At 63.0% G+C, this 25,833-nt stretch carries 22 protein-coding genes; 7 read left to right on the plus strand and 15 right to left on the minus strand.

From position 1 onward, the window contains the following. Positions 1-144 precede the first annotated feature (144 nt). The 4 genes from metF to ettA form a co-directional block, all read right to left on the minus strand. Positions 145-1,041, minus strand: coding sequence for a methylenetetrahydrofolate reductase [NAD(P)H] (gene metF, locus RTCK_RS01580; protein WP_142591084.1), 897 nt, complete (start codon positions 1,039-1,041; stop codon positions 145-147). A gap of 13 nt (positions 1,042-1,054) precedes the next feature. Continuing rightward, the gene (locus RTCK_RS01585; RefSeq protein ID WP_142520252.1) at positions 1,055-2,056 is read right to left on the minus strand and encodes an ArsR/SmtB family transcription factor; all 1,002 of its coding nucleotides are present in this window, start codon (positions 2,054-2,056) and stop codon (positions 1,055-1,057) included. A gap of 150 nt (positions 2,057-2,206) precedes the next feature. After that, complete coding sequence (locus tag RTCK_RS01590; RefSeq protein ID WP_235988462.1) at positions 2,207-4,522, minus strand: methyl-accepting chemotaxis protein; 2,316 nt, start codon at positions 4,520-4,522, stop codon at positions 2,207-2,209. A gap of 247 nt (positions 4,523-4,769) precedes the next feature. Then, positions 4,770-6,419: an energy-dependent translational throttle protein EttA gene (gene ettA, locus RTCK_RS01595; RefSeq protein WP_142591088.1), complete on the minus strand. Its 1,650-nt coding sequence runs from the start codon at positions 6,417-6,419 to the stop codon at positions 4,770-4,772. An 88-nt stretch (positions 6,420-6,507) separates the two neighbouring features. On the opposite strand from ettA, the gene RTCK_RS01600 reads away from it, so the two are divergent. The 4 genes from RTCK_RS01600 to RTCK_RS01615 all read left to right on the plus strand — a co-directional run bounded on the left by RTCK_RS01600 (position 6,508) and on the right by RTCK_RS01615 (position 11,365). Next, positions 6,508-7,440: an alpha/beta fold hydrolase gene (locus tag RTCK_RS01600; RefSeq protein ID WP_142591090.1), complete on the plus strand. Its 933-nt coding sequence runs from the start codon at positions 6,508-6,510 to the stop codon at positions 7,438-7,440. Positions 7,441-7,539: 99 nt separating this feature from the next. Beyond that, complete coding sequence (locus RTCK_RS01605; RefSeq protein ID WP_142591091.1) at positions 7,540-8,502, plus strand: DMT family transporter; 963 nt, start codon at positions 7,540-7,542, stop codon at positions 8,500-8,502. An 11-nt stretch (positions 8,503-8,513) separates the two neighbouring features. Then, on the plus strand, positions 8,514-9,719 hold the full coding sequence (locus RTCK_RS01610) for a CaiB/BaiF CoA transferase family protein (protein WP_142591093.1): 1,206 nt from the start codon (positions 8,514-8,516) through the stop codon (positions 9,717-9,719). Beyond that, positions 9,716-11,365 carry a thiamine pyrophosphate-binding protein gene (locus RTCK_RS01615; protein ID WP_142591095.1) on the plus strand — a complete coding sequence of 550 codons (1,650 nt, stop codon included), beginning with the start codon at positions 9,716-9,718 and terminating at the stop codon, positions 11,363-11,365. The genes RTCK_RS01610 and RTCK_RS01615 overlap by 4 nt, the downstream gene beginning before the upstream one ends. A 68-nt stretch (positions 11,366-11,433) precedes the next feature. On the opposite strand, the gene RTCK_RS01620 is transcribed toward RTCK_RS01615, so the two are convergent. From RTCK_RS01620 to RTCK_RS01630, 3 genes are all read right to left on the minus strand, one after another. Then, positions 11,434-11,775, minus strand: coding sequence for a RidA family protein (locus tag RTCK_RS01620; protein ID WP_142520245.1), 342 nt, complete (start codon positions 11,773-11,775; stop codon positions 11,434-11,436). Positions 11,776-11,837: 62 nt separating this feature from the next. Then, entirely contained in the window at positions 11,838-12,176 is a 339-nt protein-coding gene (locus RTCK_RS01625; RefSeq protein WP_142520244.1) for a TIGR01244 family sulfur transferase, read from the minus strand. A gap of 73 nt (positions 12,177-12,249) precedes the next feature. Next, a complete protein-coding gene (locus RTCK_RS01630; RefSeq protein ID WP_142591097.1) occupies positions 12,250-13,089 on the minus strand; it encodes a DUF4432 family protein in 840 nt (279 codons plus the stop codon). A gap of 165 nt (positions 13,090-13,254) precedes the next feature. Between RTCK_RS01630 and RTCK_RS01635 the strand changes: the two genes are divergently transcribed. After that, positions 13,255-14,649: a L,D-transpeptidase gene (locus tag RTCK_RS01635; protein WP_142591099.1), complete on the plus strand. Its 1,395-nt coding sequence runs from the start codon at positions 13,255-13,257 to the stop codon at positions 14,647-14,649. Positions 14,650-14,701: 52 nt separating this feature from the next. Here RTCK_RS01635 and RTCK_RS01640 read toward each other — a convergent pair whose 3' ends face one another. From RTCK_RS01640 to RTCK_RS01675, 8 genes are all read right to left on the minus strand, one after another. Further along, positions 14,702-15,418 (minus strand): ParA family protein, encoded by a 717-nt coding sequence (locus RTCK_RS01640; protein ID WP_142591101.1) that lies wholly within the window; start codon positions 15,416-15,418, stop codon positions 14,702-14,704. Positions 15,419-15,619: 201 nt separating this feature from the next. After that, positions 15,620-16,765 carry an iron-containing alcohol dehydrogenase gene (locus tag RTCK_RS01645; protein WP_142591102.1) on the minus strand — a complete coding sequence of 382 codons (1,146 nt, stop codon included), beginning with the start codon at positions 16,763-16,765 and terminating at the stop codon, positions 15,620-15,622. Continuing rightward, complete coding sequence (locus RTCK_RS01650) at positions 16,762-18,147, minus strand: aldehyde dehydrogenase family protein (protein WP_142591104.1); 1,386 nt, start codon at positions 18,145-18,147, stop codon at positions 16,762-16,764. Before RTCK_RS01650 ends, RTCK_RS01645 begins: the two co-directional genes overlap by 4 nt. Positions 18,148-18,187: 40 nt before the next feature. Beyond that, positions 18,188-19,558: a glutamine synthetase family protein gene (locus RTCK_RS01655; protein ID WP_142591106.1), complete on the minus strand. Its 1,371-nt coding sequence runs from the start codon at positions 19,556-19,558 to the stop codon at positions 18,188-18,190. Between the two features lie 69 nt (positions 19,559-19,627). Further along, positions 19,628-20,674 (minus strand): TRAP transporter substrate-binding protein, encoded by a 1,047-nt coding sequence (locus RTCK_RS01660; RefSeq protein ID WP_142591107.1) that lies wholly within the window; start codon positions 20,672-20,674, stop codon positions 19,628-19,630. Positions 20,675-20,773: 99 nt separating this feature from the next. Beyond that, the gene (locus RTCK_RS01665) at positions 20,774-22,099 is read right to left on the minus strand and encodes a TRAP transporter large permease (protein ID WP_142591109.1); all 1,326 of its coding nucleotides are present in this window, start codon (positions 22,097-22,099) and stop codon (positions 20,774-20,776) included. Beyond that, on the minus strand, positions 22,096-22,605 hold the full coding sequence (locus RTCK_RS01670) for a TRAP transporter small permease subunit (protein ID WP_142591111.1): 510 nt from the start codon (positions 22,603-22,605) through the stop codon (positions 22,096-22,098). The genes RTCK_RS01665 and RTCK_RS01670 overlap by 4 nt, the downstream gene beginning before the upstream one ends. A 67-nt stretch (positions 22,606-22,672) precedes the next feature. Further along, on the minus strand, positions 22,673-23,470 hold the full coding sequence (locus RTCK_RS01675; RefSeq protein ID WP_142591440.1) for an N-formylglutamate amidohydrolase: 798 nt from the start codon (positions 23,468-23,470) through the stop codon (positions 22,673-22,675). Between the two features lie 164 nt (positions 23,471-23,634). Here RTCK_RS01675 and RTCK_RS01680 point away from each other — a divergent pair, with 164 nt between their 5' ends. Both RTCK_RS01680 and RTCK_RS01685 read left to right on the plus strand, forming a co-directional pair. Continuing rightward, positions 23,635-24,522: a MurR/RpiR family transcriptional regulator gene (locus tag RTCK_RS01680; protein ID WP_142591113.1), complete on the plus strand. Its 888-nt coding sequence runs from the start codon at positions 23,635-23,637 to the stop codon at positions 24,520-24,522. Between the two features lie 127 nt (positions 24,523-24,649). After that, complete coding sequence (locus RTCK_RS01685; protein WP_142520233.1) at positions 24,650-25,756, plus strand: ABC transporter substrate-binding protein; 1,107 nt, start codon at positions 24,650-24,652, stop codon at positions 25,754-25,756. Positions 25,757-25,833 lie beyond the last annotated feature (77 nt).

Consider the following 25,833-nt stretch of genomic DNA (forward strand, 5'->3'; position numbering starts at 1 on the left):
CGTGGCTTCCATGCTCTTCATCTGAGCGCCACAATCTCTCCGCGCCGGGACATATCTGGCATCCGTGACACTATGACAAAGGTTTGAGAGCAAAGAACGCAGCTTCATCGGCTGCGTTCTTTTCTTTTCGGGAGGCGGCCGACACTATGCGGCCGCGCCGGCCTCCGCCTGACGCTTGGAACGACCCAGCCGCTCGAGCACCGCGTTGACCAGGGGGGCCCTGTTCATCGTATAGATGTGGAAGTCGTGGACGCCACGACGCTGCAGGTCCTCGATCTGCTCCGCCGCCACATCTGCCGCCACCTCCGCCCGTTCAAGCGGCTTTTCGTCCAGCCCGTCGAAGCGGGCATCGAGGAACGCCGGAATCGAAGCGCCGCAGCGGGAGGCGAAGCGCTTGAGCTGGGTGAGATTCTGGATCGGCATGATGCCCGGCACGACCGGGATATCGATACCCGCTGCCCGAACCTTTTCCAGGTAGCGCTCATAAAGGTCGTTGTCGAAGAAGCACTGGGTCAGTGCCCGCGCGGCGCCGGCATCGGCCTTGCGCTTCAGCGTGTCGATGTCGGTGGCAAGGTCGGCACTCTCAGGATGCATTTCCGGATAGGCGGAGACGGAGACATCGAATTCCCCGGCTGCGCGCAAGGCCGCAACGAGTTCGGCCGTGTCGCCATAACCCTCCGGGTGCGGCACGTAGCTCGTACCGATGCCGCTTGCCGGATCGCCGCGCAGCGCGACGATGTGGCGGACGCCGGAGGTTCGGTACTCGTCGACCACCGCCTGCACCTCCCCGCGGGAAGCGTCGACGCAGGTGAGGTGCGCCGCCGTCACCAGGGACGTCTCTCCGATCAGCCGACGGACGGTCGCGAGTGTGGGAGCCTTGGTCGAACCGCCCGCACCGTAGGTGACGGAGACGAAATCCGGATCCCAAACCGCAAGATCCTCCACGGTATCCCACAACTGCCCTTCCATCTCGGGCGAGCGCGGCGGGAAAAACTCGAAGGAAATACCGAAGGATTTCCGCGGATGCCTTGGCGATGTCATGGCGGTCTTCCTTTCAGGCTGTGGTGAGCTCTTCGGCAACGGCCTCGTCGGCAACCAGCAGGCGGCGGTCGCGGGCCAGCCAGACGGTCGCGGTCAAGGATGGTCCCCCGTGCTTGTCGGAGGTGAGGTCGATTACCTCTTCGACATCCAGACCGACCTTGGCCAGCCAGTCGGCCATCGTCTGGTGCGAGAAGCCGAGCCGCACATGGGCGTGCTCGTCGCGCAGGTATTCGAGGTCGTGCGGCGCCAGATCGACGATCAGAAGACGCCCGCCGGGCCGCAGCACACGCGCAGCCTCCGCGATTGCGCGTTCCGGCTCGTCGAGAAAGTGCAGCACCTGGTGGATCGTCACCAGATCGAAGTCCTGCCCGTCGAGGGGCAGGTTGAAGATATCTCCCTGGCGAACCGAGGCCTTCACGATACCGGCCTTGTCGAGATTCGCGCGCGCCACGGAGAGCATGTCCCGGCTCGCATCGATGCCGAGGGCACGGCGGTAGACGCCAGAGAGGAGTTGCAGGATCCATCCGGTGCCGGTGCCGAGGTCCAGCAGCGAATCGACCGGAGCCCGCCCGATCAGCCTGAGCAATGCCTTCTCGACGGCGGTATCGCTGACATGCAGGCGGCGCAGTTCGTCCCATTCGGATGCGTTACGGCTGAAATAGGCCTGCGCCCGTTCCGCCCGCACCCGTTTCACCGTCGCCAGACGCTCCCGATCGCGGACCAGGATCGGATCGTCGCCGGAAACGGATTCCAGCAGCGTCCGCACGAGCGAAGCCGCCGGGCCATCCTGCTTCAGCCGGAAATAGGCCCACGCCCCTTCCTGGTAGCGCTCGATCAGATCTTCCTCCGCCAGAAGCTTGAGATGGCGCGAGATGCGAGGCTGCGACTGGCCGAGGATTTCAGTAAGGTCGGTCACGGTCAGATCGCCGGCGCCGACGAGAGCGAGCAGCCGGAAGCGCGTGGGCTCCCCTGCCGTCTTCAGCACATCCACGAGCGTGTCGAGCGAATGTCCCATGCCTGCCGCGTCCTCGCAATCAACATATAAAGATATGTTTATATCTGATGCGTGCACGAGGCAACCCTAAAACATCAGCCGGAGCAGAAACATCAAGGGCGGGGCACCTGCAGCACCCCGCCCCCTTTCATCTCTTCATCCGTTGTTCCGTCAGAACTCCTGCCAATCCTCCGCAGGTGTCTGAGCCAGGGCTGCGCTGCCCACAACGGAGGAGCGACGTAAGGCTTGGGGGGCGTGACGCACCGGCGCCGCAGGAGCTTCCGAATCCGGAGCGGTCGCTGGACGCCGCATCCGAGCGGCGGTTGCCTGCAACTGCTGCACACCGTCGCCGAGGTTGAAGCGGGACAGAAGTTCGCTGAGGGTCGCACTCTCCTGCGCAAGGCCTGCCCCTGCCGCGTTCATCTCCTCGACCATCGCGGCATTCTGCTGCGTGGCCTCGTCCATATGGTTGACGGCGGTATTGACCTGCGCGAGCCCGGCTGCCTGCTCCTGTGCGGCAGTGGCAATGGCTTCCATGTGCATGTTGATCGTCTGAACGAGCTGCTCAATGGTGCCGAGGCCCTCGCCCGTGTTGCTGACCAGCCGCACGCCGTCACCGACGGCCACGGCAGAGCTGTCGATGAGGCTCTTGATCTCCTTGGCGGCATTGGCCGACCGCTGCGCAAGCTCGCGGACCTCCTGAGCCACGACCGCAAAGCCCTTGCCGGCCTCGCCCGCACGGGCCGCCTCGACGCCGGCATTGAGGGCCAGCAGGTTGGTCTGGAAGGCGATCTCGTCAATGACCGAGATGATCTGGCCGATCTGCTTGGAGGATTGCTCGATCCGCTCCATGGCGGTGACCGCATCGCGGACGACCTTTCCGGACTGGTCGGCCTTGGTGCGCGCCTCCCTTGCGACGTCCCGCGCCTGATCGGTGCGTCGGGAGGTCGAGCTGACATTCGAGGTGATTTCCTCAAGAGCGGCGGCGGTTTCCTCCAGGGACGCCGCCTGCTGCTCCGTTCGCCGCGCCAGGTTGTCCGAAGCTTCCGAGATTTCCCTGGACCCGCCGGTGACGGTGGAAACCGATCTGCCGACCCTGAGCAGGGCCTGGCGCAACTGATCGACCGAGGTGTTGAAGTCGTGGCGAAGCGGCTCGAATTGCGACGCAAAGGGCTTGTCGATCTGGCAAAGCATGTCTCCACGCGCCAGCTGCCGCAGTCCCGCGGCCAGGGCGCCGGTCGCCTGGTTGAGCCGGATCTCGGCCTCCTGCTCGGCAATGCGCTGCATCTCCTCGCGCTCCGCCGCCGCCCGGCGCCGCGTGGCCTCCGCCTCGATCTCAAGGTCGCCATTGCGGATGGCCGCCCGACGGAAAATCTCCACCGCCTGTTCCATCTCGCCGATCTCATCCTTGCGGCCCGACGCCATATCGACGGACCCGATCTCCCCGCCGGCAAGACGGGCCATGTATTGCACGAGCCGGTTCAATGGCTTCACGACGGTCATCGCCATCAGCACCGAAAGACCGACGGCCAGCAGAACAGCGCCCGTGCATGCCACCGCGATGGCAATCAGGCTGCGCAGTGCCTGCTCCGCATCGCTGGTTGCAGTCGTGGATATCCGAGCGAGGGTGTCGTCTTCGATGAGCTTCATCGCATCGATGCGCCGCGTGGCCGTGGAGAACCAGAGGTCGCTGTCCATGTCTGAGATATCCGCCCCGGCGCCGTTGATCACCAGCCGCTCCCTCATGGACGCCAGGCTTCCGACAGCGTTCTCAAGCTGGCGGCGATACTCCTGCGCCAACGGGGAGTCCTGGGACGCCAGGAAGGCGCCCATCAACGCCTCCTGCCCTCCGGCTATGGCCGCAAAGGCCTGGAAGCGCGCCGGATCGACCCTGCCGGCGGTGATGAAGCCGTTGCCGAGAGCCCGCTCCTGCCCTGCAAGCTCCTTGGCCTGCAGAAGCTGCATGTAGGCGCCCATCGCCGTCGAAACTTCCGCATTCGCTTCCATGCGAAGCAGATCGCCCGACAGCGAGATCAACCGCGCTATCGTGTCGGTATAGAACGCGAATGATTCCGCTGCGGACGTGGAAAGCGCGTCGATGGACGCACGCGTTGCGCGCAGCCGTGACAGTTCGTCCTCCATTCCGGTCGCCAGAGCACCATCTCCGATGGCGGAGAGCTTTTCGCCGAGACCGAGGAAGCCGCCGATCGCCGTATCCGTGGATGTCCGCGCCTCGCGCAGCTGGCTTGCACCCCTCTGACCTTGGGAGCCGATGAACCCGGCCGTGAGGCCACGCTCGACCTGGAGACGATGGACCATATTGCCCACGGCGGACAGGCCGTCGCTCACCGTCATGACCTGATTCATGTTCTGGTAGGTACGCCACCTGTCCCCGATCTGGGCGTAGGCGAAATAGACGACGGCAAGCAACGGAAAGGCCACCGCGGCAAGGAGCCGGCGGCTGATTGAAACATCCACAAGTCGCATGAAAGCACTCCATAAGCAGGCTTCATGCCGGCAGGCTCTGCGCGTCATGCGCGGCTCGGAATAAGCGACCCGGACGTTAAGAAGAGACTAAGAAATACAACCGCAAGGAAATATCCCGCCTTGCGAATGACAATTGTCAATTGTCGCACCAGTATATTGCTACCAGTTTGAGATGCCGCAAATACGGCCGTCCGCAGCAGTCGTGCCACAGGCATCCGAGCGCCTGCGGCACGACCATGCGACTGAATCAGCGTGTCAGTCGCTTGTAGGTCACACGCTTCGGATTGACCGATTCGGGGCCGAGGCGGCGGATCTTGTCCTGCTCGTAGTCCTCGAAATTGCCCTCGAACCATTCGACATGGCTGTCACCCTCGAAAGCCAGGATATGGGTTGCGAGGCGGTCCAGGAACATGCGGTCGTGGCTGATGATGACGGCGCAGCCGGCGAAGTTTTCCAGTGCGTCCTCGAGGGCCGACAGCGTTTCGGTGTCGAGGTCGTTGGTCGGCTCGTCGAGCAGCAGCACGTTGCCGCCGGCCTTCAGCATCTTGGCGAGATGTACGCGGTTGCGCTGCCCTCCCGACAGGTTGCCCACCTTCTGCTGCTGGTCGCCGCCCTTGAAGTTGAAGGCGCCGCAATAGGCGCGGGAATTCATCTCGTACTTGCCGAGCTTGATGATGTCGTTGCCGCCGGAGATCTCTTCCCAGACATTCTTGTTGCCGTCGAGCGAGTCGCGGCTCTGGTCGACATAGCCGAGGTGGACGGTATCACCAATGCGAATGTCGCCGCTATCGGGCTTTTCCTGGCCGGTGATCATCCTGAAGAGCGTCGTCTTGCCGGCGCCGTTCGGGCCGATCACACCGACGATGCCGCCGGGCGGCAGCTTGAAGGACAGGTTTTCGAAGAGCACGCGGCCGTCATAGGCCTTGGTGATGTTCTCCGCCTCGATGACGACATTGCCGAGACGCTCTCCGACCGGGATGATGATCTGGGCTTCGCCGGGACGACGATTTTCGGCCGCGGCCACCAGTTCGTCATAGGCGCGAATACGGGCCTTCGACTTCGCCTGGCGGGCCTTTGGGCTCGAAGCGATCCACTCCTGCTCGCGCGACAGAGCCTTCTGGCGACTGCCTTCCTCACGCTCTTCCTGCGCCAGGCGCTTCGCCTTGGCCTGCAGATACGCGGAATAGTTGCCTTCGTAAGGAATGCCACGGCCTCGGTCGAGTTCGAGGATCCAGCCGGTGACGTTGTCGAGGAAGTAGCGGTCGTGGGTGACCATCAGGATGGCGCCCGGATATTCGCGCAGGTGCTTTTCGAGCCAGGCGATTGTCTCGGCGTCGAGATGGTTGGTCGGCTCGTCGAGCAGCAGCAGGTCGGGCTGGCGCAACAACAACTGGCAGAGCGCGACGCGGCGCTTCTCACCACCCGAGAGGTTGTCGATCGTCGCATCACCCGGCGGGCAGCGCAGGGCCTCCATCGCCATCTCGACCTGGCTTTCGAGGTCCCAGAGGTTCTGGCTGTCGATGATGTCCTGGAGCTTGGCTCCCTCTTCCGCCGTCTCGTCGGAATAATTCATCATCAACTCGTTGTAGCGGTCGAGGATCGCCTTCTTGTCGGCCACGCCTTCCATCACGTTGCCGAAGACGTTCAGCGCCGGATCGAGCTGCGGCTCCTGCGGCAGGTAGCCGAGCGTCGCCCCTTCGGCGAGCCAGGCTTCGCCCGTGTATTCCTTGTCGAGCCCGGCCATGATCTTCAGCACCGTCGACTTACCCGCACCGTTCGGGCCGAGGATGCCGATCTTGGCGTCCGGATAGAAGGACAGGTGGATGTTCTCGAGGATCTTCTTGTTGCCGTAGGACTTGTTCAGTCCGGCCATGTGATAGATGAACTGGCGTGCCATGAATTGAATGCTCCAGGCGGGAATGGAAGTTGCCGCTATGTAGGCGAAATGCGCCGCGGGGGCAATGCGGGCACACGGAGGGGACGCGATGTTCGAAGAGACCAGGCGGCTGGAGAGCGCGACCGGCGCGAGCCTCGCCTACCATTACCAGCCGGCCGCCGGAAGCGCCCGCGGCATACTGCTGATATGCCACGGGCTGGCCGAACACTCCCGCCGCTACGGCGAGTTCGCGGCGCTGATGGCCGGCCGGGGATGGCATGTCTATGCCCACGACCACCGGGGGCATGGCGCGACCACCGCGCCGGACGCGCCGCTCGGCCGCTTCGCCGCCCGCAACGGAGACCGCAAGGTCGTCGAGGACGTCCACATGATGCGCATGCACGCCCTTGACGCCCATCCTGGCCTTCCCGTCCTCCTGTTCGGCCACTCGATGGGGGGGCTGATCGCGCTCAACGCCGCCTCCGACCGCCCTTCGGACTATCAAGGCCTCGCAGTCTGGAATTCCAACCTCCATCCGGGCCCGTCCGGCCGCTTCGCACAACTCGTCCTCAAGGCGGAGAAGGCCCTGAAGGGTGCCGACGTACCGAGCACCATTCTTCCCAAGGCGACCTTCCGCGCCTGGGGCCGCTCGATGCCGGAAAAGAGGACGGACTTCGACTGGCTGAGCAGCGACCCGAAGGAAGTCGATAAGTACATTGCCGATCCGCTCTGCGGATTCGATGCCAGCGTCTCCCTCTGGATCGACCTCTTCGCGATGACCTTCCGAGGACCGGCGCTGGTCGGACGCCTGCCGAAGACCATGCCGGTTCACCTCATCGGCGGGACGGACGACCCGGCCACCAATCGCGGCAGGGAAATCCTCTGGCTTGCCGAGCATCTGCGCCGCGCAGGCCTGTCGCAGGTGACCGCCAAACTCTGGCCGGACACCCGTCACGAGACGTTGAAGGAGAAGGTGCGCCGGCAGGCCATGGAGGAGTTCGCGGACTGGGCAGAGGGGGCACTTCCGCTGCAAACGGAATGAACTGTTGATATTTCATCAAGTGCGTTTCCGACCAAGCTTGGCTATAGATTGTGCGCGGCAGCGGCGTCGGGCGCTCCGCATGTCGCAAGAGTGGAACGCATGACTTCACCGGCCGGTGGCCCTGCCACGCCATCCGCACCCACCTCGGCCATCGTGAACGGCCTCCTGCTGATGCTGCTGGCCATGCTGGCGGCACCGCTGATCGATATCTTCGCGAAGCTCGCGACCGTCACCACATCCCCGACGATGATCACCGCCGCGCGCTTCGTCTTCCAGGCCCTGTTCATGCTGCCCATCGTGATGTGGAACGGGCTCTGGCGGAATTTCTCCTGGCGCATGAGCGCCTGCCACGCGGTCCGCGCTGCGATCATAACCCTGTCCATGATCTGCTTCGTAGCAACGCTTGCCGTCATGCCGGTTGCCGACGCGATCGCCATCTTCTTCGTTGAACCAATCATCCTGACCATCCTTGCCAGCATCTTCCTCGGCGAGACGATCGGCTGGCGGCGCTATACTGCCTGCGGCATCGGCTTCTTCGGAGCGATGATCGTGATCCGCCCGAGCTTCGAGGAGGTGGGGCTGATCTCCGTGTTGCCGGTCATCACCGCACTCTGCGTCGCGGTCTTCGCGCTGATGACCCGGGCCCTGGCACAGAAGGAAAATCCGTGGGCGATGCAGTTCCAGATGTCGCTCTGGGGCGTGCCGATCTGCGGCGTGCTGCTTCTGATCGGCGACTGGACGGACGTCGCCTTCCTGGCGCCGTCGATCCCGGATCTCACCGTCTGCCTTTGGCTGGTCGCGGTCGGCTTCTTCGCCGCGCTCTCCGGCATCCTCGCGACCTATGCCTACCGGGTCGCACCCGCATCCGTGCTCGCGCCGCTCCAGTATTTTGAGATCGTCTCCGCGACGCTCTTCGGCTGGCTCGTCTTCCGGGATTTCCCGGACGCGGTGAAGTGGCTCGGCATCGCCATCATCGTCGGCTCCGGCCTCTACATCATCTGGCGCGAAAGGCGCGTTGCCTCCAGTCCTGTCACCACGACCGAAACAATGGCCGCACCGTGAACGAAGTACCCATGACCCAGAACAGTCCGAAGAAACCGCCGCTTGCCGGCATCCGCGTCATCGAACTCGCCCGTGTGCTCGCCGGCCCCTGGGCCGGACAGATGCTGGCCGACATGGGCGCCGATGTCATCAAGGTTGAGCATCCCGAAGGCGGCGACGATACTCGTGCCTGGGGGCCTCCCTTCGTCGAGGGCAAGGACGGCGAAAATCTGTCGGCCGCCTACTATCACTCCACCAACCGCGGCAAGCGCTCGATCGCGGTGGACCTCAAGACGGAGGAAGGCCAGGAGATCGTCCGGCGGCTCGTGGCGACTGCGGACGTGGTCATCGAGAACTTCAAATTGGGCGGCCTGAAGAAATACGGCCTCGACTACGAAAGCCTGAAGGCGATCAACCCAAGGCTCATCTACTGCTCCATCACCGGCTTCGGCCAGGACGGCCCCTATGCCAGCCTCGCCGGCTATGACTATATCGTGCAGGGCATGTCCGGCTTCATGTCGATCACCGGCGAGCCGGACGGCCAGCCGATGAAGGCGGGCGTCGCCATCGCCGACATCTTCACGGGTATCTATGCCGTCACCGCGATCCAGGCAGCCCTCATCCACGCCATGAAGACAGGCGAAGGCCAGTTGGTGGACATGGCGCTGCTGGACGTGATGTCAGCGGTGCTGGCCAACCAGAACATGAACTACCTGATCTCGGGCGCTGCACCGTCTCGCCTTGGCAACGCACATCCGAACATCAGCCCCTATGAGGTGATCCCCGTCGCCGATGGTTACATCATCCTCGCGGTCGGCAATGACGGGCAGTTCCGGCGCTTTTGCAAGCTTCTCGGCGTGGAACACCTCGCCGACGACGAACGCTTCGCCACCAACAAGGCGCGTGTCGCCAACCGCATCGAGGTCCGGCGCCTGCTCTTGGCCGAAACGGAAAAACGGTCGAAGGCCGACCTGCTCGCCGCCTGCGGCGAGAACGCCGTGCCGGCCGGACCGATCAACTCGATCGCCGAGATGTTCGGCGATCCCCAGATCGAGGCCCGCGGACTGCGCGTCGATCTCGAGGCAGCAGACGGCACGGTCATCCCGAGCGTCCGCACCCCGATCATCCTGACCGAGACGCCGCTCACCTACGACCGCCCGAGCCCGGCGCTCGGCGAACACACGGCCGCCGTTCTGGCGGAACTGGAACAGATGGAATTGAAGGGGAAAGATCTATGAAGACGGGTGGCCAACTGATCGTCGAGGCGCTGAAGGCGAACGGCGTGGAGCGCGTATCCTGCGTGCCGGGCGAAAGTTACCTGGCCGTCCTGGACGCACTCCATGACAGCGGCATTGACGTGATGGTCTGCCGCCAGGAAGGCGGCGCCGCGATGATGGCTGACTGCTGGGGAAGGCTTACGGGTGTGCCGGGCATCTGCATGGTCACCCGCGGTCCGGGCGCCACCAATGCGTCGGCCGGCCTTCACATCGCCCGGCAGGATTCCATCCCGATGATCCTCTTCATCGGCCAGGTACAGCGTGACGCCCGCGAACGGGAAGCCTTCCAGGAGGTCGAGTACCGGCGCGCCTTCACCGAGTTCGCCAAATGGGTCGGCGAGATCGACGACGCCCGGCGCATCCCCGAATTTGTCACGCGTGCCTTCGCCGTCGCAACCTCCGGTCGCCCCGGCCCTGTCGTGCTGACTCTGCCGGAAGACATGCTGGTGGACGAGGTGGAGGCTCCGGCAGCGCAAGCCTACACGCCCGTCGAAGCCCATCCGGGCCCCAGCCAGATGAAGCAATTCGAAGCCATGCTGAAGGAGGCGCAGCGGCCGATGTTCATCCTTGGCGGCACGCGCTGGAGCGAAGACGCGATCGCCGGGTTCCAGGAGTTCGCCAGCCGCTTCAAGGTACCGGTTGGCTGCTCCTTCCGCCGGCAGATGCTCTTCGACCACCTGCATCCGAGCTATGCCGGCGATGTCGGCATCGGCATCAATCCGGCGCTTGCCAAGGAGATCAAGGGAGCAGACCTGCTTGTCCTCGTCGGCGCTCGCATGTCCGAAATGCCGTCATCCAGCTATACACTGATCGACATCCCCTACCCGGCCCAGAAGCTCGTTCATGTCTATCCCGATCCGGAGGAACTGGGGCGCATCTACCGGCCGGATCTGGCCATCTGCGCAGCACCCGCAGAATTTGCCGCCGCGCTGCAGGATCTCGAGCCGCCGGCGGCTCCGCTCTGGGCGGAGCGCAAGTCCGCGATGCACGACGTCTACCTGAAGTGGTCAACCCCGCCGCAGACCGGACCCGGCAAGGTCCAGATGGGGCCCGTCATGGACTGGATCGAGGCCAATACGGCGCAGGATACGATCTTCACCAACGGCGCCGGCAACTACGCAACCTGGGTTCACCGGTTCCACCGCTTCCGCAGGTTCAATACCCAGGCAGCTCCCACCTCCGGTTCCATGGGGTATGGCCTGCCGGCAGCGGTTGCCGCCAAGCAGCTCTTCCCGGAGCGCGAGGTCATCTGCTTTGCCGGCGACGGCTGCTTCATGATGCACGGCCAGGAATTCATCACGGCCGTCCGCTACAACCTACCGATCATCACAGTGCTGGTGAACAACGGCACCTACGGCACGATCCGCATGCATCAGGAGCGGGAATATCCCGGCCGCGTCAGCGCCACCGACCTGGTGAACCCCGACTTCGTCGCCTTCGCCCAGGCCTATGGTGGGCATGGGGAACTGGTGGAACGGACGGAGGATTTCGCGTCCGCCTTCGAACGGGCACGGGCCAGCGGCAAGCCGGCGATCCTCGAGGTCAAGCTGGATGCCGAAGCCATCACCCCGACGCGGACGCTGACGCAGATCCGCGAAAAGGCCTGACCTGTCCCGGAATACGAAAGGGCCGGAGCATCGCTGCTCCGGCCCTTTTTTATTGTCGGCAGATCCGATCAGATCGCGGCAGTAACGGTGAACTCGACCTTGTACTTCGGCGCCGCAAGCTTTGCTTCGCTGGTGGCGCGGGCCGGCGTGTTGGCCGGATCGACCCAGGCTTCCCAGGCGGCATTCATCTCGGCGAAATAAGACATGTCCGAGAGGTAGATCAGCGTCTGCAGGATCTTCGACTTGTCGGAGCCTGCGGCTGCCAGCAGGCGATCGACCTCGCGCAGCGCGTATTCGCACTGTTCCTTCACGGTCTCGCCCTCACCGACCTGGCCGGACAGATAGACGGTATTGCCGTGGACGACGGCGCCGCTCATGCGGGCGCCGGGTTCGATGCGCTTGATGCTCATGAATGCTCCTGGAAGGTTCGAGCTGCTGAGGATTGGCCGGCGCAAACCGGCCTCGGAGGGTGCTAGCCGCGGAGGTGCTGGCTCTTTTCGTAAATGGTGGTGGAACGGGCGCCGGAGCGGCAATAGCCGAGCATCGGCCGCGGCAGTTCGTCGAGCGCATCGACCATGCCGTTGACCGCGTCCGCGTCGACGCCCATGCGACCGACGGGAACGTGCTTGATCTCGAGGCCCAGTTCTTCGGCCCTGGCGGCAATCTCTGCGAAGCGCGGCTGGCCGGGCTCCTCCTCGTCGGGACGGTTGCAGACGATCGACTTGAAGCCCATCGCCTTGATCTGGTCGAGATCCTCGATCCGGATCTGTCCGGTCACGGCGTATTCGTCGTTGATCTGGCGGATATCCATGGGCGTCTTCCTCCGGCTCTCTGTCTGGCTGAACCCTTACGCCGCAGCCGGCAGGGCGTCAATCGAGGGAAGGTCAGGCAAAGCAGAACCGCAGGCCGTATTCGATGCTCTTGCCCGGCTTGAGCGGCTTCATCTCGCCGCGCTCGGCGAGCTCCTCGCGGTTCACCCAGCGGTGCGAGACGGGCTCGATGCCGAGGACATGCGCCGGCGCCTCCTGGTTGCGCCAGACCTGCAGCCAGGGGAGCGTATCGGTACGGAACTTCACCTTCAGAGTAAGGCCGCCGATCGCCGCGATCGGTCCCAGGCAGACCTCCGCCCAGGCCTCGCCCTGGCGGGCCGCCGGCACACAGAAGACACCGCCGGGATCCTCGCCGAAATTCCAGGGCAGACTGCCGTTTTCCAACATCTGTCCCGTGAGCCGCACCTCGCCGTCGAACAGCCAGGCACCGATGTTCATATGGTACATCTGCACGGGCGGGAAAGGACTCGTCCCGGTATTGGTGAGCCGGTCGGACAGGCAGACTTCGCCGCTCTTGCCATCGATGCGCCAGTGCCGTTCCAGCAGAGCCCTGCCGCCGTCCGCAAGAACGACCGGCACCCGCGCCCGGCATTCCGCGTCCCCCTCCTGCACGTCCCAAAAGAGGATTTCCGCGGGATGAGACGAAAACGAACCGTGCAGAGGATATTTCTTGCCATCCTTGCGCCCGGATATCGGCTCCGGATGCCGGACATGGTCCGGCCCGCAGGTGAAGAGAAAGCCCTGGAGCGAATGATCGATTCGCGGATCACCGTCGTCCGGAATGGCGCGACCGGGCGCCAGATCCACGGCACCGACGAAGCAGGAGCCCACGTCGAGCACGGAGCCCTCATCCAGAAAGAGGCGCGGACCGGCGGATGCTGAGAAGGCTTTCATGCGGATGTCCTCGTTCCCCAAACAAACTCGTTACCAGATCGTGAGGAGAAATTAACGTCGCGTTCATGACGAATTCACCTTTTTCACACTAGCGTCAAATTCTGCTTGTCTGTGGCGAACCACGCACGCGCGGGAACGTTGGGCCGCTTTGGGATTTTATGAGACATGACGATCAAGAATGCTGGTGGCACCGTGAAGTATCTTCTCACCGCAACCGTCGGGCTGGCACTCCTGGCGACGCAGGGCGTTACGCCCGCTTCGGCACAGAGCTTCTACGACCCCTACGCCCCCGATACGCTTCTCGTCGCTCCCGACGGCAGCATTCTGGATTACGTTCCCGAGCAGGATGAGGTCGTTATCAGCCGCGACCGGACCGGGCGGCGCATCCTGATCGACCGTTATGGCGAGGTCGTCGCGACGGAAATACCGCGCGATGCCTATGGCGCGCCGGACTTCGACCGCTACCCGCCGGCGCCGGGCGGCTACAGGCGCTACCGGGATGAGGCTGGATACCGGGACTACCGCGAATATCGTCCCGGCGAACCAGGTGAGTTCACCGGGTCCGTGCCCGACCGCGGCTCCATCACCCGGTTGCCGCTCGAGGACCAGCCCTTTCCCGGCGACCAGCCGGAGGACGATTACGCTTCCATTGACCGCGAGCAGCAGCCGGCGCGAGCCCTGGAGCCCGAAAAGCCGATCATTGCCGTTACCAAGAAGCCGCAGGCGGAGATCGCCGCCTTGCAGGTCTTCCTCGACCGCGAAGGCATCTCGCCCGGCGTCATCGACGGGCATCTGGGCGACAACGTGAACAAGGCCATCGCCGCCTGGCAGGAGATGACCGGCGAAACCCTCGACCCGAACAATTCCGAGGACATCCTGCAGAGGCTCGCCTATTCCGGCGGCCTGCCGATCGTCGACTACACCATCACGGCTGCCGATGCGGCCGGCCCCTTCGTCGCATCCATTCCGGATGACTACGCCGAAAAGGCGCAAATGCCCGCGATGTCCTATACCTCCACCAGCGAAAAACTGGCCGAGCAGTTCCACATGGACGAGAACTACCTGAAGGCGCTCAACCCGGACAAGGACTTCTCGGTCCCCGGGACGATCATCAAGGTCATCAATCCCGGCCAGCCGAAGAAGGGCACTGTCGCGCGCATCGTCGCCGATAAGAGCAAGAAGCAGGTCTTTGCCTATGGCGAGGACGGCGCGTTGATCGCCGCCTACCCGGCCACGATCGGCTCTACCGACACCCCTTCGCCGACGGGCACCCACAATGTGGAGCGCGTGGCGCTCGATCCCGGCTACACCTATAATCCGAAGATCAATTTCAAGCAGGGCAACAACGACAAGATCCTGCAGATTCCTCCCGGACCGAATGGCCCCGTCGGCACCGTCTGGATCGCGTTGTCCAAGCCGAGCTACGGCATCCACGGCACGCCTGAGCCGTCGAAGATCGGCAAGACCAACTCCCATGGCTGCATCCGCCTGACCAACTGGGACGCCACCGAACTGGCAAAGATGGTCAAACCCGGCGTGAGCGTCGAATTCGTGGAATAGAAAAAGGCGCCTCGCGCGCCTTTTTCGTGGGGAAGCAGGTCTTACGGTCAGTTCAGGCCGCCAAGCGTCCTGAGGCGGCCGGCCGCAATTTTCCCGAGCGCACCACCTTGGCCGGCATCAGGCGAAGCACCTCCTGGGCAAAGGCGGCGGCATTTTCCCGCCCTTTATCGAGATTGCTCACCCTGGCAGGATCGAGCGTATGGAGCGTGCCGCCCGTCTCGAACAGTTCCTTGAAGGCGTTGCGCTCACCGATCGGGGTGTTCAGGACGTTGACGCCGCGCGCGGCAAGCAGGCCCTTGATGGCGACCAGCGCCTTGGTCGTGACCATGGAGGTGACGCGGGTCAGGACGACGGAATGGGAAATGACGAGGTTCGCCTTCTCCTTCATCAGGTTCAGGAGATCGAGGATCTGAGCCGCACCCTTCGCATCCATGGCCGAGCCCTGGACCGGGATCATCACGTGGTCGGACAGGCCGACTGCGGTCGTCACCAGCGCATCCCTGGCTCCGGCAAGATCGATGACGAAGAAATCCACCTGCCCCGCCATCTCCCGCAGGTGACACTGAAGCGAGGCAACGGAAACCTCCGAGATCACCTCCAGATTGCGCACCGGACCGGATATCTCGGCCCACTGGCTGATCCAGTGCTGCGGGTCGCAATCCATGATGACGACGCGGTGGCCCTGGTGGGCGAGTTCAGTTGCGAGGAGGAGTGCTGCGGTGGTCTTTCCGGCTCCACCCTTGGCATTGGCAAAGGAAATTACGGGCATTCTCGATCCTTGAGAGGCATGAGCCGTATCGCTCAGATGCGCACCGGAGAAGCATGGTGCATTGCCGGCATACTTGCTTAATCATGGTTAACGAACCGTAAATTCAGCGAGCGACGATATAGTCCCTGATTTGTGGTGCCCAATGAAAAAGACCCCGGAGCGAACGCTCCGAGGCCAGTGGCTGCGTAGGTCCGGCGAAGCTCAGAAGCAGTCGTGAAACAGCTGCCTGGTGTTCTCCAGCGTCATGGGCACCGGGTTCCCCCCGCAGCTAGGATCCTCGATCGCCATGGCGGCCAGTTCATCGATCCGGTCCGGCTTGATGCCCATGGCAGTCAGATTTTCCGGCACGTCGAGTTCCGCCCGCAACGACAGCACATAATCGTAGAAACCGTCGAAGCCCCCGGAAATGCCGAGATAGGCTGCGGCGCGCTCGATCTTTTCCTCGATCGCCGGACGGTTGAAGCGCAGCACCGGCGGCATGACCACGGCGTTCGTCATCCCGTGATGGGTGTTGTAGACCGCTCCGATCGGGTGCGACAGCGAGTGGATGGCGCCGAGCCCCTTCTGGAACGCGACCGCTCCCATCGCTGCCGCGGCCATCATGTTCGTGCGGGCCTCGATGTCCGTCCCGTCCTTGTAGGCGCGCGGCAGGAATTCCTTCACGAGCCGCATGCCTTCCAGCGCAATCCCCTGGCTCATCGGATGATAGAAGGGCGAGCAATAGGCTTCGAGGCAATGGGCGAAGGCATCCATTCCGGTTCCGGCGGTAATCATCTTCGGCATGCCGACCGTCAGATCCGGATCGGCGATCACCACGCCCGGCAGGAACTTCGGGTGGAAGATGATCTTCTTCACATGCGTTTCGGAGTTGGTGATGACCGAGGCGCGGCCGACTTCCGATCCCGTGCCCGCGGTCGTCGGCACGGCGACAATCGGCGCGATGCCTTCAGTGCTGGCACGGGTCCACCAGTCGCCGATGTCCTCGAAATCCCAGACCGGCCGCGTCTGGCCGACCATGAAGGCAACGGCCTTGCCGAGGTCGAGACCGGAGCCGCCGCCGAACGCGACGACGCCGTCATGCCCCCCGTCGCGGAAGGCCTTCACGCCCGCCTCGAGGTTCTTCTCGTTGGGGTTCGGGTCGACATCGGCGAAGATCGCGCGGCCGAGGCCCGCCTGCTCGAGAATATCCAGCGCGTGGGTCGTGATCGCCATGGAAGCAAGCCCCCGGTCGGTGACCAGAAGCGGCTTCTTCATGCCGAGCGACTTGCAGGCGTCGGCAAGTTCCTTGATCCGGCCACGGCCGAGCTTGAAGGCGGTCGGATAGCTCCAGTTCGCGACGATATTCATTTCGTGACTTTCTTCAGATGGTAGGACTTGGGTCTTGTCAGGTTGTGGAAGCCGAGGACGGACAGCGAGCCGCCGCGGCCCGTTTCCTTGACGCCGGTCCAGCACAGTGCCGGGTCGAGATAGTCGGCACGGTTCATGAACACGGTGCCGGTCTCGATCTCGCGGCCGATGCGGCCTGCCCGCTCCGCGTCCTGCGTCCAGAGCGAGGCGGTCAAGCCGTATTTGCTGTCGTTCATCAGCGAGATGGCCTCGTGGTCGTTCTTCACTTTCATGATGCCGACGGCGGGACCGAAGGTTTCTTCCGTCATGAACGGCATGGAGTGATCGACGTTCACGAGCACCTGCGGGGCCAGATAGGCGCCACCGTCATCGGCCGGGAAGAGCTTCGGATCGACCAGCGCTTTTGCGCCACGAGACACTGCATCCGCGACCTGCTCGCGCACCACCTTGGCAAAACGCTTGTTCGCCATCGGCCCGAGCGTCGTTTCCTGCTCCAGCGGATTGCCGAGCTTGTAGTTGGATACCCATGCGACCGACTTTTCCACGAACCGGTCGTAGAGCGACTCATGCACGTAGACGCGCTCGATGCCGCAGCAGCACTGGCCGGAATTGTAGGTGGCACCGTCCATCAGCGTATCGACGGCGGCATCGAGGTCGGCATCCTCCATGACATAGCCCGGGTCCTTGCCGCCGAGCTCCAGCCCAAGCCCGGTGAAGGTCCCTGCCGCAGCCCGCTCGATGGAGCGTCCGCCCTCGACCGAACCCGTGAAGTTGACGAAGTTGAACTTGCCCGCAGCGATCAGCGCCGAGGTCGTGTCGTGGTCGAGGAACAGGTTGACGAAGACGTCGTCCGGAACCCCGGCCTCCACGAACGCACGCACGAGCCGCTCGCCGACGAGCAGTGTCTGCGAGGCGTGCTTGATGACGACCGTGTTGCCGGCCATCAGCGCCGGCGCCACCGTGTTGATTGCCGTCATGTAGGGGTAGTTCCACGGCGCGATGACGAAGACGACGCCGTGCGGCTCGCGCTCGATGCGACGCTCGAAGCTCGCGCTTTCCTCCACCACCATCGGCGCCAGCGCATCGGCTGCAATCGAGGCGACGTAGTTGGAGCGCTCGTTGAAACCCTTGAACTCGCCACCATAGCGGATCGGGCGTCCCATCATCCAGGCGAGTTCCGGTACCACCTCATCGGCCATCTCGTTCATGCGCGCGACGCCCTTGAGCACGAGTTGCACGCGCTCCTCAAGCGGCCGCTTGGCCCAGCCCTTTTGCGCCTTTCGGGCTCGCTCAACGGCGGCCGAAGCCTCCTCAAAGCTCATGGCCTGCCTTTCGGCATAAACCGAACCATCGATAGGCGAGATACATTGGATCATGGTCATGATCACACTTCCTGTGGTTTATGATCTTGTTGGCCGAGTACTAAGCCCGCTCGAAGCCGCGCGCCACTTCCCAATCGGTGATGCGACGATCGTATTCTTCCTGCTCCCATTGCGCCGCCCGCGTATAGTGGTCGATGACGTCGTCACCGAAGGCGGAGCGCAGCATGGCGGAGCCTGACATCAAGGCCGTTGCGTCGCGCAGCGTGTGCGGGATCTCGCGAATGTCCTTGCCGCCATAAGCATCACCCTCGAAGGCTGGCTCCAGTTCCATCCGGTTTTCGATCCCGTCAATTCCGGCGGCGAGAAGTGCCGCCATGGCGAGATAGGGATTGAGATCGGAGCCACCGACGCGGCACTCGATGCGGATGCCTTTCGTTTCCTCCCCGCAGAGGCGATAGCCAGCCGTGCGGTTGTCCTTCGACCAGATGGCCTTGGTGGGCGCGAAGGTGCCGGCCATGAACCGCTTGTAGGAATTGATGTAGGGCGCCAGGAAATAGGTGATCTCGCCGGCATGGGCGAGCAGGCCCGCGACGTAGTGCTTCATCGTCTCCGACATGCCGTGCTCGGCGTCCTTGTCGAAGAAAAGCGGCGTCTTTCCATCCCCGCTCCACAGCGACTGGTGGATGTGTGAGGAGGACCCGGCCGCATTATAGTTCCACTTGGCGAGGAAGGTGATCGCCTTGCCTTTCGACCAGGCGATCTCCTTGCAGGCATTCTTGATGACTACGTGCCGGTCGGCCATGGTCAGTGCATCGGCATAGCGGACATTGATCTCCTCCTGCCCGGCCGAGGCCTCGCCCTTGGAATTCTCCACCGGGATGCCGGCGGCCTGCAACCCGTTGCGGATTGCCCGCATGACGTCCTCTTCCTTGCTCGTCTGGAAGATGTGGTAGTCTTCATTATAGGCGCTGGCGGTCTTCAGCCCGCGGTAGCCGGCGGCATGCGCCTGTTCATAGGTCTGGTCGAACAGGTAGAATTCGAGCTCGGTCGCCATGAAGGCCTTCATGCCCATGGCTTCAAGGCGGGCAACCTGCTTCTTGAGGATGGCGCGCGGCGAATGTGGCACGTCCTCATGGGTGTGATGGTCCAGCACGTCGCAGAGGACGAGAGCGGTTCCTTCGAGCCAGGGCACGCGACGTAGCGTCGAAAGGTCGGGCTTCATCGTGTAGTCGCCATAGCCCTTTTCCCAGCTGGTCGCCTTGAAGCCAGAGACGGTTTCCATCTCCATGTCGGTGGCGAGCAGGTAGTTGCAGCTATGGGTTTCCTCATAGGCGCCTTCCACGAAGAATTGCGCCTGGAAGCGCTTACCCATCAGGCGACCCTGCATGTCCACGAGGCAGGCGAGAACGGTATCGATCCGGCCATCCGCGACATCGCGTTTCAGGTCGTCAAAGCTATAGTTTGTGGTCATGGAGGCTTCCATCGGGACGAGCATTGGAGGAATGGCGGGGCGCGCCGGAGCCGCCCCGCCTCTGTCTTGTCAGCTGTAGCGGTATGGAGGCCCGGCCTTCTCCATCGTGTCGCGGTACTTCTTCAGGATCTCCACGACCTTCGCGCAGCGGGGGCTAGTGGCCGCGATCTCATCCCAGAACTTCAGGGCTTCCGTTTCAACCGTCTTCCACTCCGCCTCCGGAATGGTAGTCAGTTCGAGCTTGGTGCCCTCGGTGCGAAGCTGCGCCTCGCCGCCCCAATACCAGTACTGGCGGTAGTAGTGCGAGGAATCCATGGCAAGCTTGAAGAGCTCCTTGAGATTGTCCGGCACCTCGTTCCAGCGATCGGCATTGGCAAAGAACGACCCGCACCAGGCGCCGGAGATATTGTTGGTGAGGAAATATTTCGTCACGTCGGCCCAGCCGACCGTATAGTCCTCGGTGATGCCGGACCAGGCGATGCCGTCGATCTCGCCCGTCTGCATGGCGACCTGCACGTCTTCCCACGGCAGCGTCACCGGCACGACGCCGAAGCGGGTGAGGAACTGGCCGGCGGTCGGGAAGGTGAAGATGCGCAGGCCCTTGAGGTCTTCCAGGCTCTTCAGCGGCTTGTTGGTGGCGAAGTTGCAGGGGTCCCAGGCGCCGGCGGAGAGCCACTTCACGCCGACCTCGTTATAGGCCTCCTCCCAGATATCTTTCAGCCCGTACTGGTGGAACAGCGTCGGCACGTCGAGGCTGTAGCGCGAGGCGAAGGGGAAGTAGCCGCCGAACACCTTGATGTCGACCGGCGAGTTCATCGAGTCGTCGTCCGACTGGACCGCGTCGATCGTGCCGGCCTGCATGGCGCGGAAGAGTTCGCCCGTCGGGACGAGCTGGTCTGCGGTATAGAGTTCAATCTCCATCTGCCCTTCGGCGATTTTGTTGAAGGAATCGATCGCCGGCTTGATGACGTGCTCGGCAAGTGCCGGACCCGCGTAGGTCTGCAGGCGCCAGCGGATCGGCGCCTGCGCCTTCACATAGGGTGCGGCCAGCATGGCCGGGCCGGCTGCGGCAGCCGTGAGCCCCGCCGTCTTCAGGAATTGTCTTCTGTTGGTCATGTCTGTTCCCTCTGTTGATGATTGATCCAGTCACGCCACGCCGGACGGCTCCGGCGGGTGAAGATGGCCCGTGGACCGGGCTCTTGTGATGCGTTTCGATCAGCCGCGGACATTGACCTGCTCCGGCAGCCAGAGTGCGATCTGCGGGAAGGCCATGATGATGGCGAGCCCGATCATCATGACGATGACGAAGGGCCAGACGGACCGATAGATGTCCGCAAGCGAAATCTCCGGCGGCGCCATGGCCCGCATGAGGAAGAGATTATAGCCGAAGGGCGGGGTCATGTAGGAGATCTGGCAGGTGATCGTGTAGAGCACGCCGTACCAGATCAGGTCGAAGCCGAGCTTGCCGACCAGCGGGATGTAGAGCGGCGCGACGATCACCAGCATGGCGGTGTCGTCGAGGAACATGCCCATCAGGATGAAGGAAAGCTGCATCATGATGAGGATCGTCCAGGGTGAGAGGCCCCAGTCGTTGATCAGCAGGCCCTCGATTGCCCGCACCGCCCCCAACCCGTCGAAGACAGCGCCGAAGCAGAGGGCGGCGAGGATGATCCACATGAACATGCAGGAGATGCCGAGCGTCTGCTCGATCGTACGCGTAAGCACGCCATTGCCGAGCCTGCGCTTGAATGCCGCCACTGCGAGGGCGGACAGTGCGCCCACCGCGGAGCTTTCCACAAGGCTCGTATAGCCCATCAGGAACAGGCCCATCATCAGGAAGAAGATGAGGAAGGGAAGTATCCCCGCCTTCAGGAGCTTCAGCTTCTCCGACAGCGGCAGGTCGCGCTCTTCCTTGGGAAGGACCGGACCGAGCGATGGATTGAGGTGGCAGCGGATCACGATGTAGATCGCAAAGAGTGCCGCGAGCAGCAGACCCGGAAAGACGCCTGCGAGCCAGAGCTGCCCAACGGGCTGGCGGGCGATCATGCCGTAGAGCACCAGCACGACGCTCGGCGGCACCAGGATGCCGAGCGAACTGCCAGCCTGGATGACGCCCGACACCATGATCTTGTCATAGCCGCGTTTGAGCAGTTCCGGGAGCGCTATGGTGGCGCCGATGGCCATGCCTGCGACCGACAGGCCGTTCATGGCCGAGATGATGACCATCAAGCCGATCGTGCCGAGCGCCAGGCCGCCGCGCAGCCCGCCCATCCAGACGTGGAAGGCTTTGTAGAGATCCTCGGCGATCCCCGATTCCGACAGCAGGTAGCCCATGAAGATGAACATCGGTAGCGTCAGAAGCGGATACCACTTCATCAGTTTCATCGCCGCGGCGAAACCCATCTCGAAGCCGCCATTTCCCCACAGGATCGCGGCAGCCACGACACCCACGAACCCGATGACGGCGAAGACGCGTTGGCCCGTCAGCATGCTGAGCAGCATGGACGAGAACATGAAGAGGATGATCAGTTCCGCGCTCATGCCAGCGGCCTCCCGAGCGCGACGGCAAGATCCTTGATGAAGATCGAGGTCGCCTGGAGGAAGGTCAGGAAGATGCCGATGACCATCATGATCTTGATCGGCGCCATGTAGGGAGACCAGGAGGAATAGCTCGTCTCGTTGTACTGGATGGCGTAAGCCGTGCTGGAGACGCCGCCGTAGAGGAGGAAGAAGAGGTAGACGAACAGCATGAAGATGGTGATCACGTCCACCACCGCCTTGGTCTTCGGAGACCAGCGACCATAGGCGAGGTCCATCCGGACGTGTGAATCAAGTTGCAGGGAGTATGCGCCGCCGAGGATATAGTAGGCAGCCATGACGAACTGGGCCATCTCGAGGGTCCAGAGAGACGGCAGGAAGAACGATTTCGAAACGGACGACCACAACAGGATGCCCATCATCACGAAGATCAGGTACATGGTGATGCGTCCGACACCGCGGTTGAAGCGGTCCACGACCCGCACATAGGTTTTCAGCACGTCAGGCATCAGGGCCTGCCGCAGCTAGGATTATGTGATTGAGCACCCTTTCATTCTCCCAGTCTGTTCCACCTCATTACGCGCCGCTGTTCTTGTTATCTGCCTTCAGCGCATCCATGCTTTCCCTCAGCAGCCCGCTGAGGAAATCCGCCGCCACTCCCTGCCCCGTCTCGTCGACGATCAGGTCGTTGCGGATCTCGATCATTACGTTCAAAAGCCCGGCAGGCAAGGCGTGAACTTCAAGCGTATGGGTCACGCCGTCGGCGGCACCATAAGGCTCGTTCCGTTCCACCCGGTAGAGATTCGTATCCACCGCGGACCTGAGCATCGCATCCGCCAGCCGGCTGTCCTTGTCGTGCAGGATGCCGATCTCGACCGCCCGCTTCCGCCCAAAATAGACCGGCGTGAAGCTGTGAACGGTGACCAGAACCGTCTCCAGCCCCCTTGCCCGCCGCGCCGCTATCTCGTCGCGGATAGCCCCCTGGAACGGCAGATAAAGCGAAGTCGTGCGAAGGGATTTCTCCGCCTCCGACAGGTTCTCGTTGCCCGGAATTCGGAAGATCTCGCTGACATCGCGCATGGCGGCGGGCGATTCGGGCGGCCGGTTGCAGTCGTAGATCAGACGGGAAAACCGCTGATAGATCAGCGTGGCATCTAGCTGCCTCGACATCACCTGCGCGACGGCAAGCGCACCCGGATCCCAGGCAATGTGGGAGGCGAGCGCATCTTCAGAGAGGCCGAGATTTCCGTATCTCTCGGGCAGCCGGCGGGAGGCATGCTCGCAAACGAGCAGGATTTCGCTTCGCCCCTGGACGTTTTCGACCGCCACCGGCTCACCGTCGCTTTCCGTGAAGAATGTCGTTTCGGCCAGCATGGCGCTCGGATTGAGAGTGTGGAACACGAAGAAGAGAATTCTTCATCTTTCGCCTTCCGTCAATGCGGCTCTGAAAAATTCTCTTCATCATCTCAGTTGACTCGAGAAACAAAAGAAGAGTTAAATCTTCTTCAACCGGCGAAGACCGGAAGGGAATAGCTTCAGTGCCAACAGCTGCACGCACCGTCTCGGATGTCATCCGCTCAAGCTACGACAGCCTGACGCGTGCAGAAAGGCAGTTGGCCGACAGGATCTTGGAGAACTATCCGGTGTCGGGCCTCGGGAGCATCACCACGATCGCGGAAAACGCCGGTGTCTCGACGCCGACTGTGGCCCGCATGGTGCAGAAGCTCGGCTTCAAGGGCTATCCCGAGTTCCAGTCCCACCTGCATCACGAGTTGGAGGAGACGATCTCCAACCCGATCGCCAAGCACGACCGCTGGGTGCTCAACGCACCGGGAACGCATATCCTCAATCGCTTCGCCGAGGCGATCACCGCCAACCTTCGCGACACCCTTTCGGAACTGGACACCAGAACCTTTGAGGATGCCGCGGCCCTCCTGGGTGACCGGGAACGCAGCATCTACTTCGTCGGCGGGCGCATCACCGGCGCGCTGGCGGAATACTTCTTCACCCACATGCAGGTCATCCGTCCGAAGACGACGCTGATCTCCACGAACTCCAGTTCCTGGCCGCAGCATGTTCTGAACATGAACCGCGGCGACGTCCTGGTGATCTTCGACATCCGCCGCTACGAGCAGGAAATGGCCACGTTGGCGGAAGTGGCCAAGGCGAACGGCATCGTCATCATCCTGATGACCGACGTATGGACTTCGCCCGTCGCCAAGCATGCGAGGCATACCTTCCGCGTGCGGATCGAGGCACCGAGCGCCTGGGATTCCTCTGTGGTGACACTCTTCGTCGTCGAGGCGCTGATCGAAGCCGTGCAGAGCGCCACCTGGGACAGGACGCGGGAGCGTATGAATTCGCTCGAACAGCTCTTCGAGCAGTCGCGGCTTTTTCGCCGTCCCCACCGGCATAAACTCGAATGAAGGGCGGGCGAAATACCTGCAGCGAAAGACACTTATCAGCGAATGCTCACCTGTGCAGACTGTCACATACGGTACATGAACCGGCCCTACGAGTCGCCGCCACACGACCAAACCTCAGGAGGATATCGTGCTCAACAAGACCCACCGCCTTCTCTCACTGACGACCGCCGTCGTCATCGCCTCGACGAGCGTCGCTTTCGCCGAGCCGAGCGCGGAACTGATCGAAGCCGCCAAGAAGGAAGGCATGCTGACCACCATCGCCCTGCCCCACAGCTGGTGCGGCTATGGTGAGGTCATCGCCGGCTTCAAGGCCAAGTACCCGGAAATCCAGGTCAACGAACTGAACCCCGATGCCGGCTCTGCCGACGAAGTGGAAGCCATCAAGGCCAACAAGGACAACAAGGGCCCGCAAGCTCCCGACGTGATTGATGTCGGCCTGTCCTTCGGCCCACAAATGAAGGAAGAAGGCCTGCTCCAGCCCTACAAGGTTTCGACCTGGGACGAGATCCCGGACGAGATCAAGGACCCCGAAGGCCATTGGTACGGTGACTATTACGGCGTTCTGTCGTTCATCGTGAACAAGGACATGGTCGAGACGGTACCGCAGGACTGGGCCGACCTCCTGAAGCCGGACTACGCCGGTCAGGTCGCCCTTGCCGGTGATCCGCGCGCCTCCAACCAGGCGATCCTTGCCGTTCTCGCCGCAGGTCTCTCCAAGGGAGCGAAAGCCGGGGAGGAATCCGGCAAGGCGGGCCTGGAATATTTCGCCGAGTTGAACAAGGCCGGAAACTTCGTTCCCGTCATCGCCAAGGCCGGCACGATCGCCCAGGGCGCGACACCGATCTCCATCGCCTGGGACTACAACGCGCTCGCATGGCGCGACGAACTGAAGGACAATCCGCCCGTGGAGGTGGTCGTTCCGAAGACCGGTGTGCTCGCCGGTGTGTATGTTCAGGGCATCTCCGCCTACGCGCCTCACCCGAATGCCGCCAAGCTGTGGATGGAGTATCTCTACTCCGACGAAGGCCAGAACCTGTGGCTGAAGGGCTATTGCCACCCGGCGCGCTTCAACGCCATGGCCAAGGCCGGCAAGATCCCGCAGGAACTCCTGGATGCGCTGCCGCCGGCCGAAAGCTATGAGGCCGCCGTCTTCCCGACCGTTGAGGAGCAGAACGCCAACAAGGCTGCCGTCACCGGCGGCTGGGACAGCGTCGTCGGCGCCAACGTTCAATAAGTACGCTACTTCCGTGAGCCCGGCCCGACTCCTCGGGTCGGGCTTGCCATTTCAGCCGAGCTTGCCGTAGTTTTGCC

It is taken from the genome of Pseudorhizobium endolithicum (assembly GCF_902153245.2).
GTDB lineage: Bacteria > Pseudomonadota > Alphaproteobacteria > Rhizobiales > Rhizobiaceae > Neorhizobium > Neorhizobium endolithicum.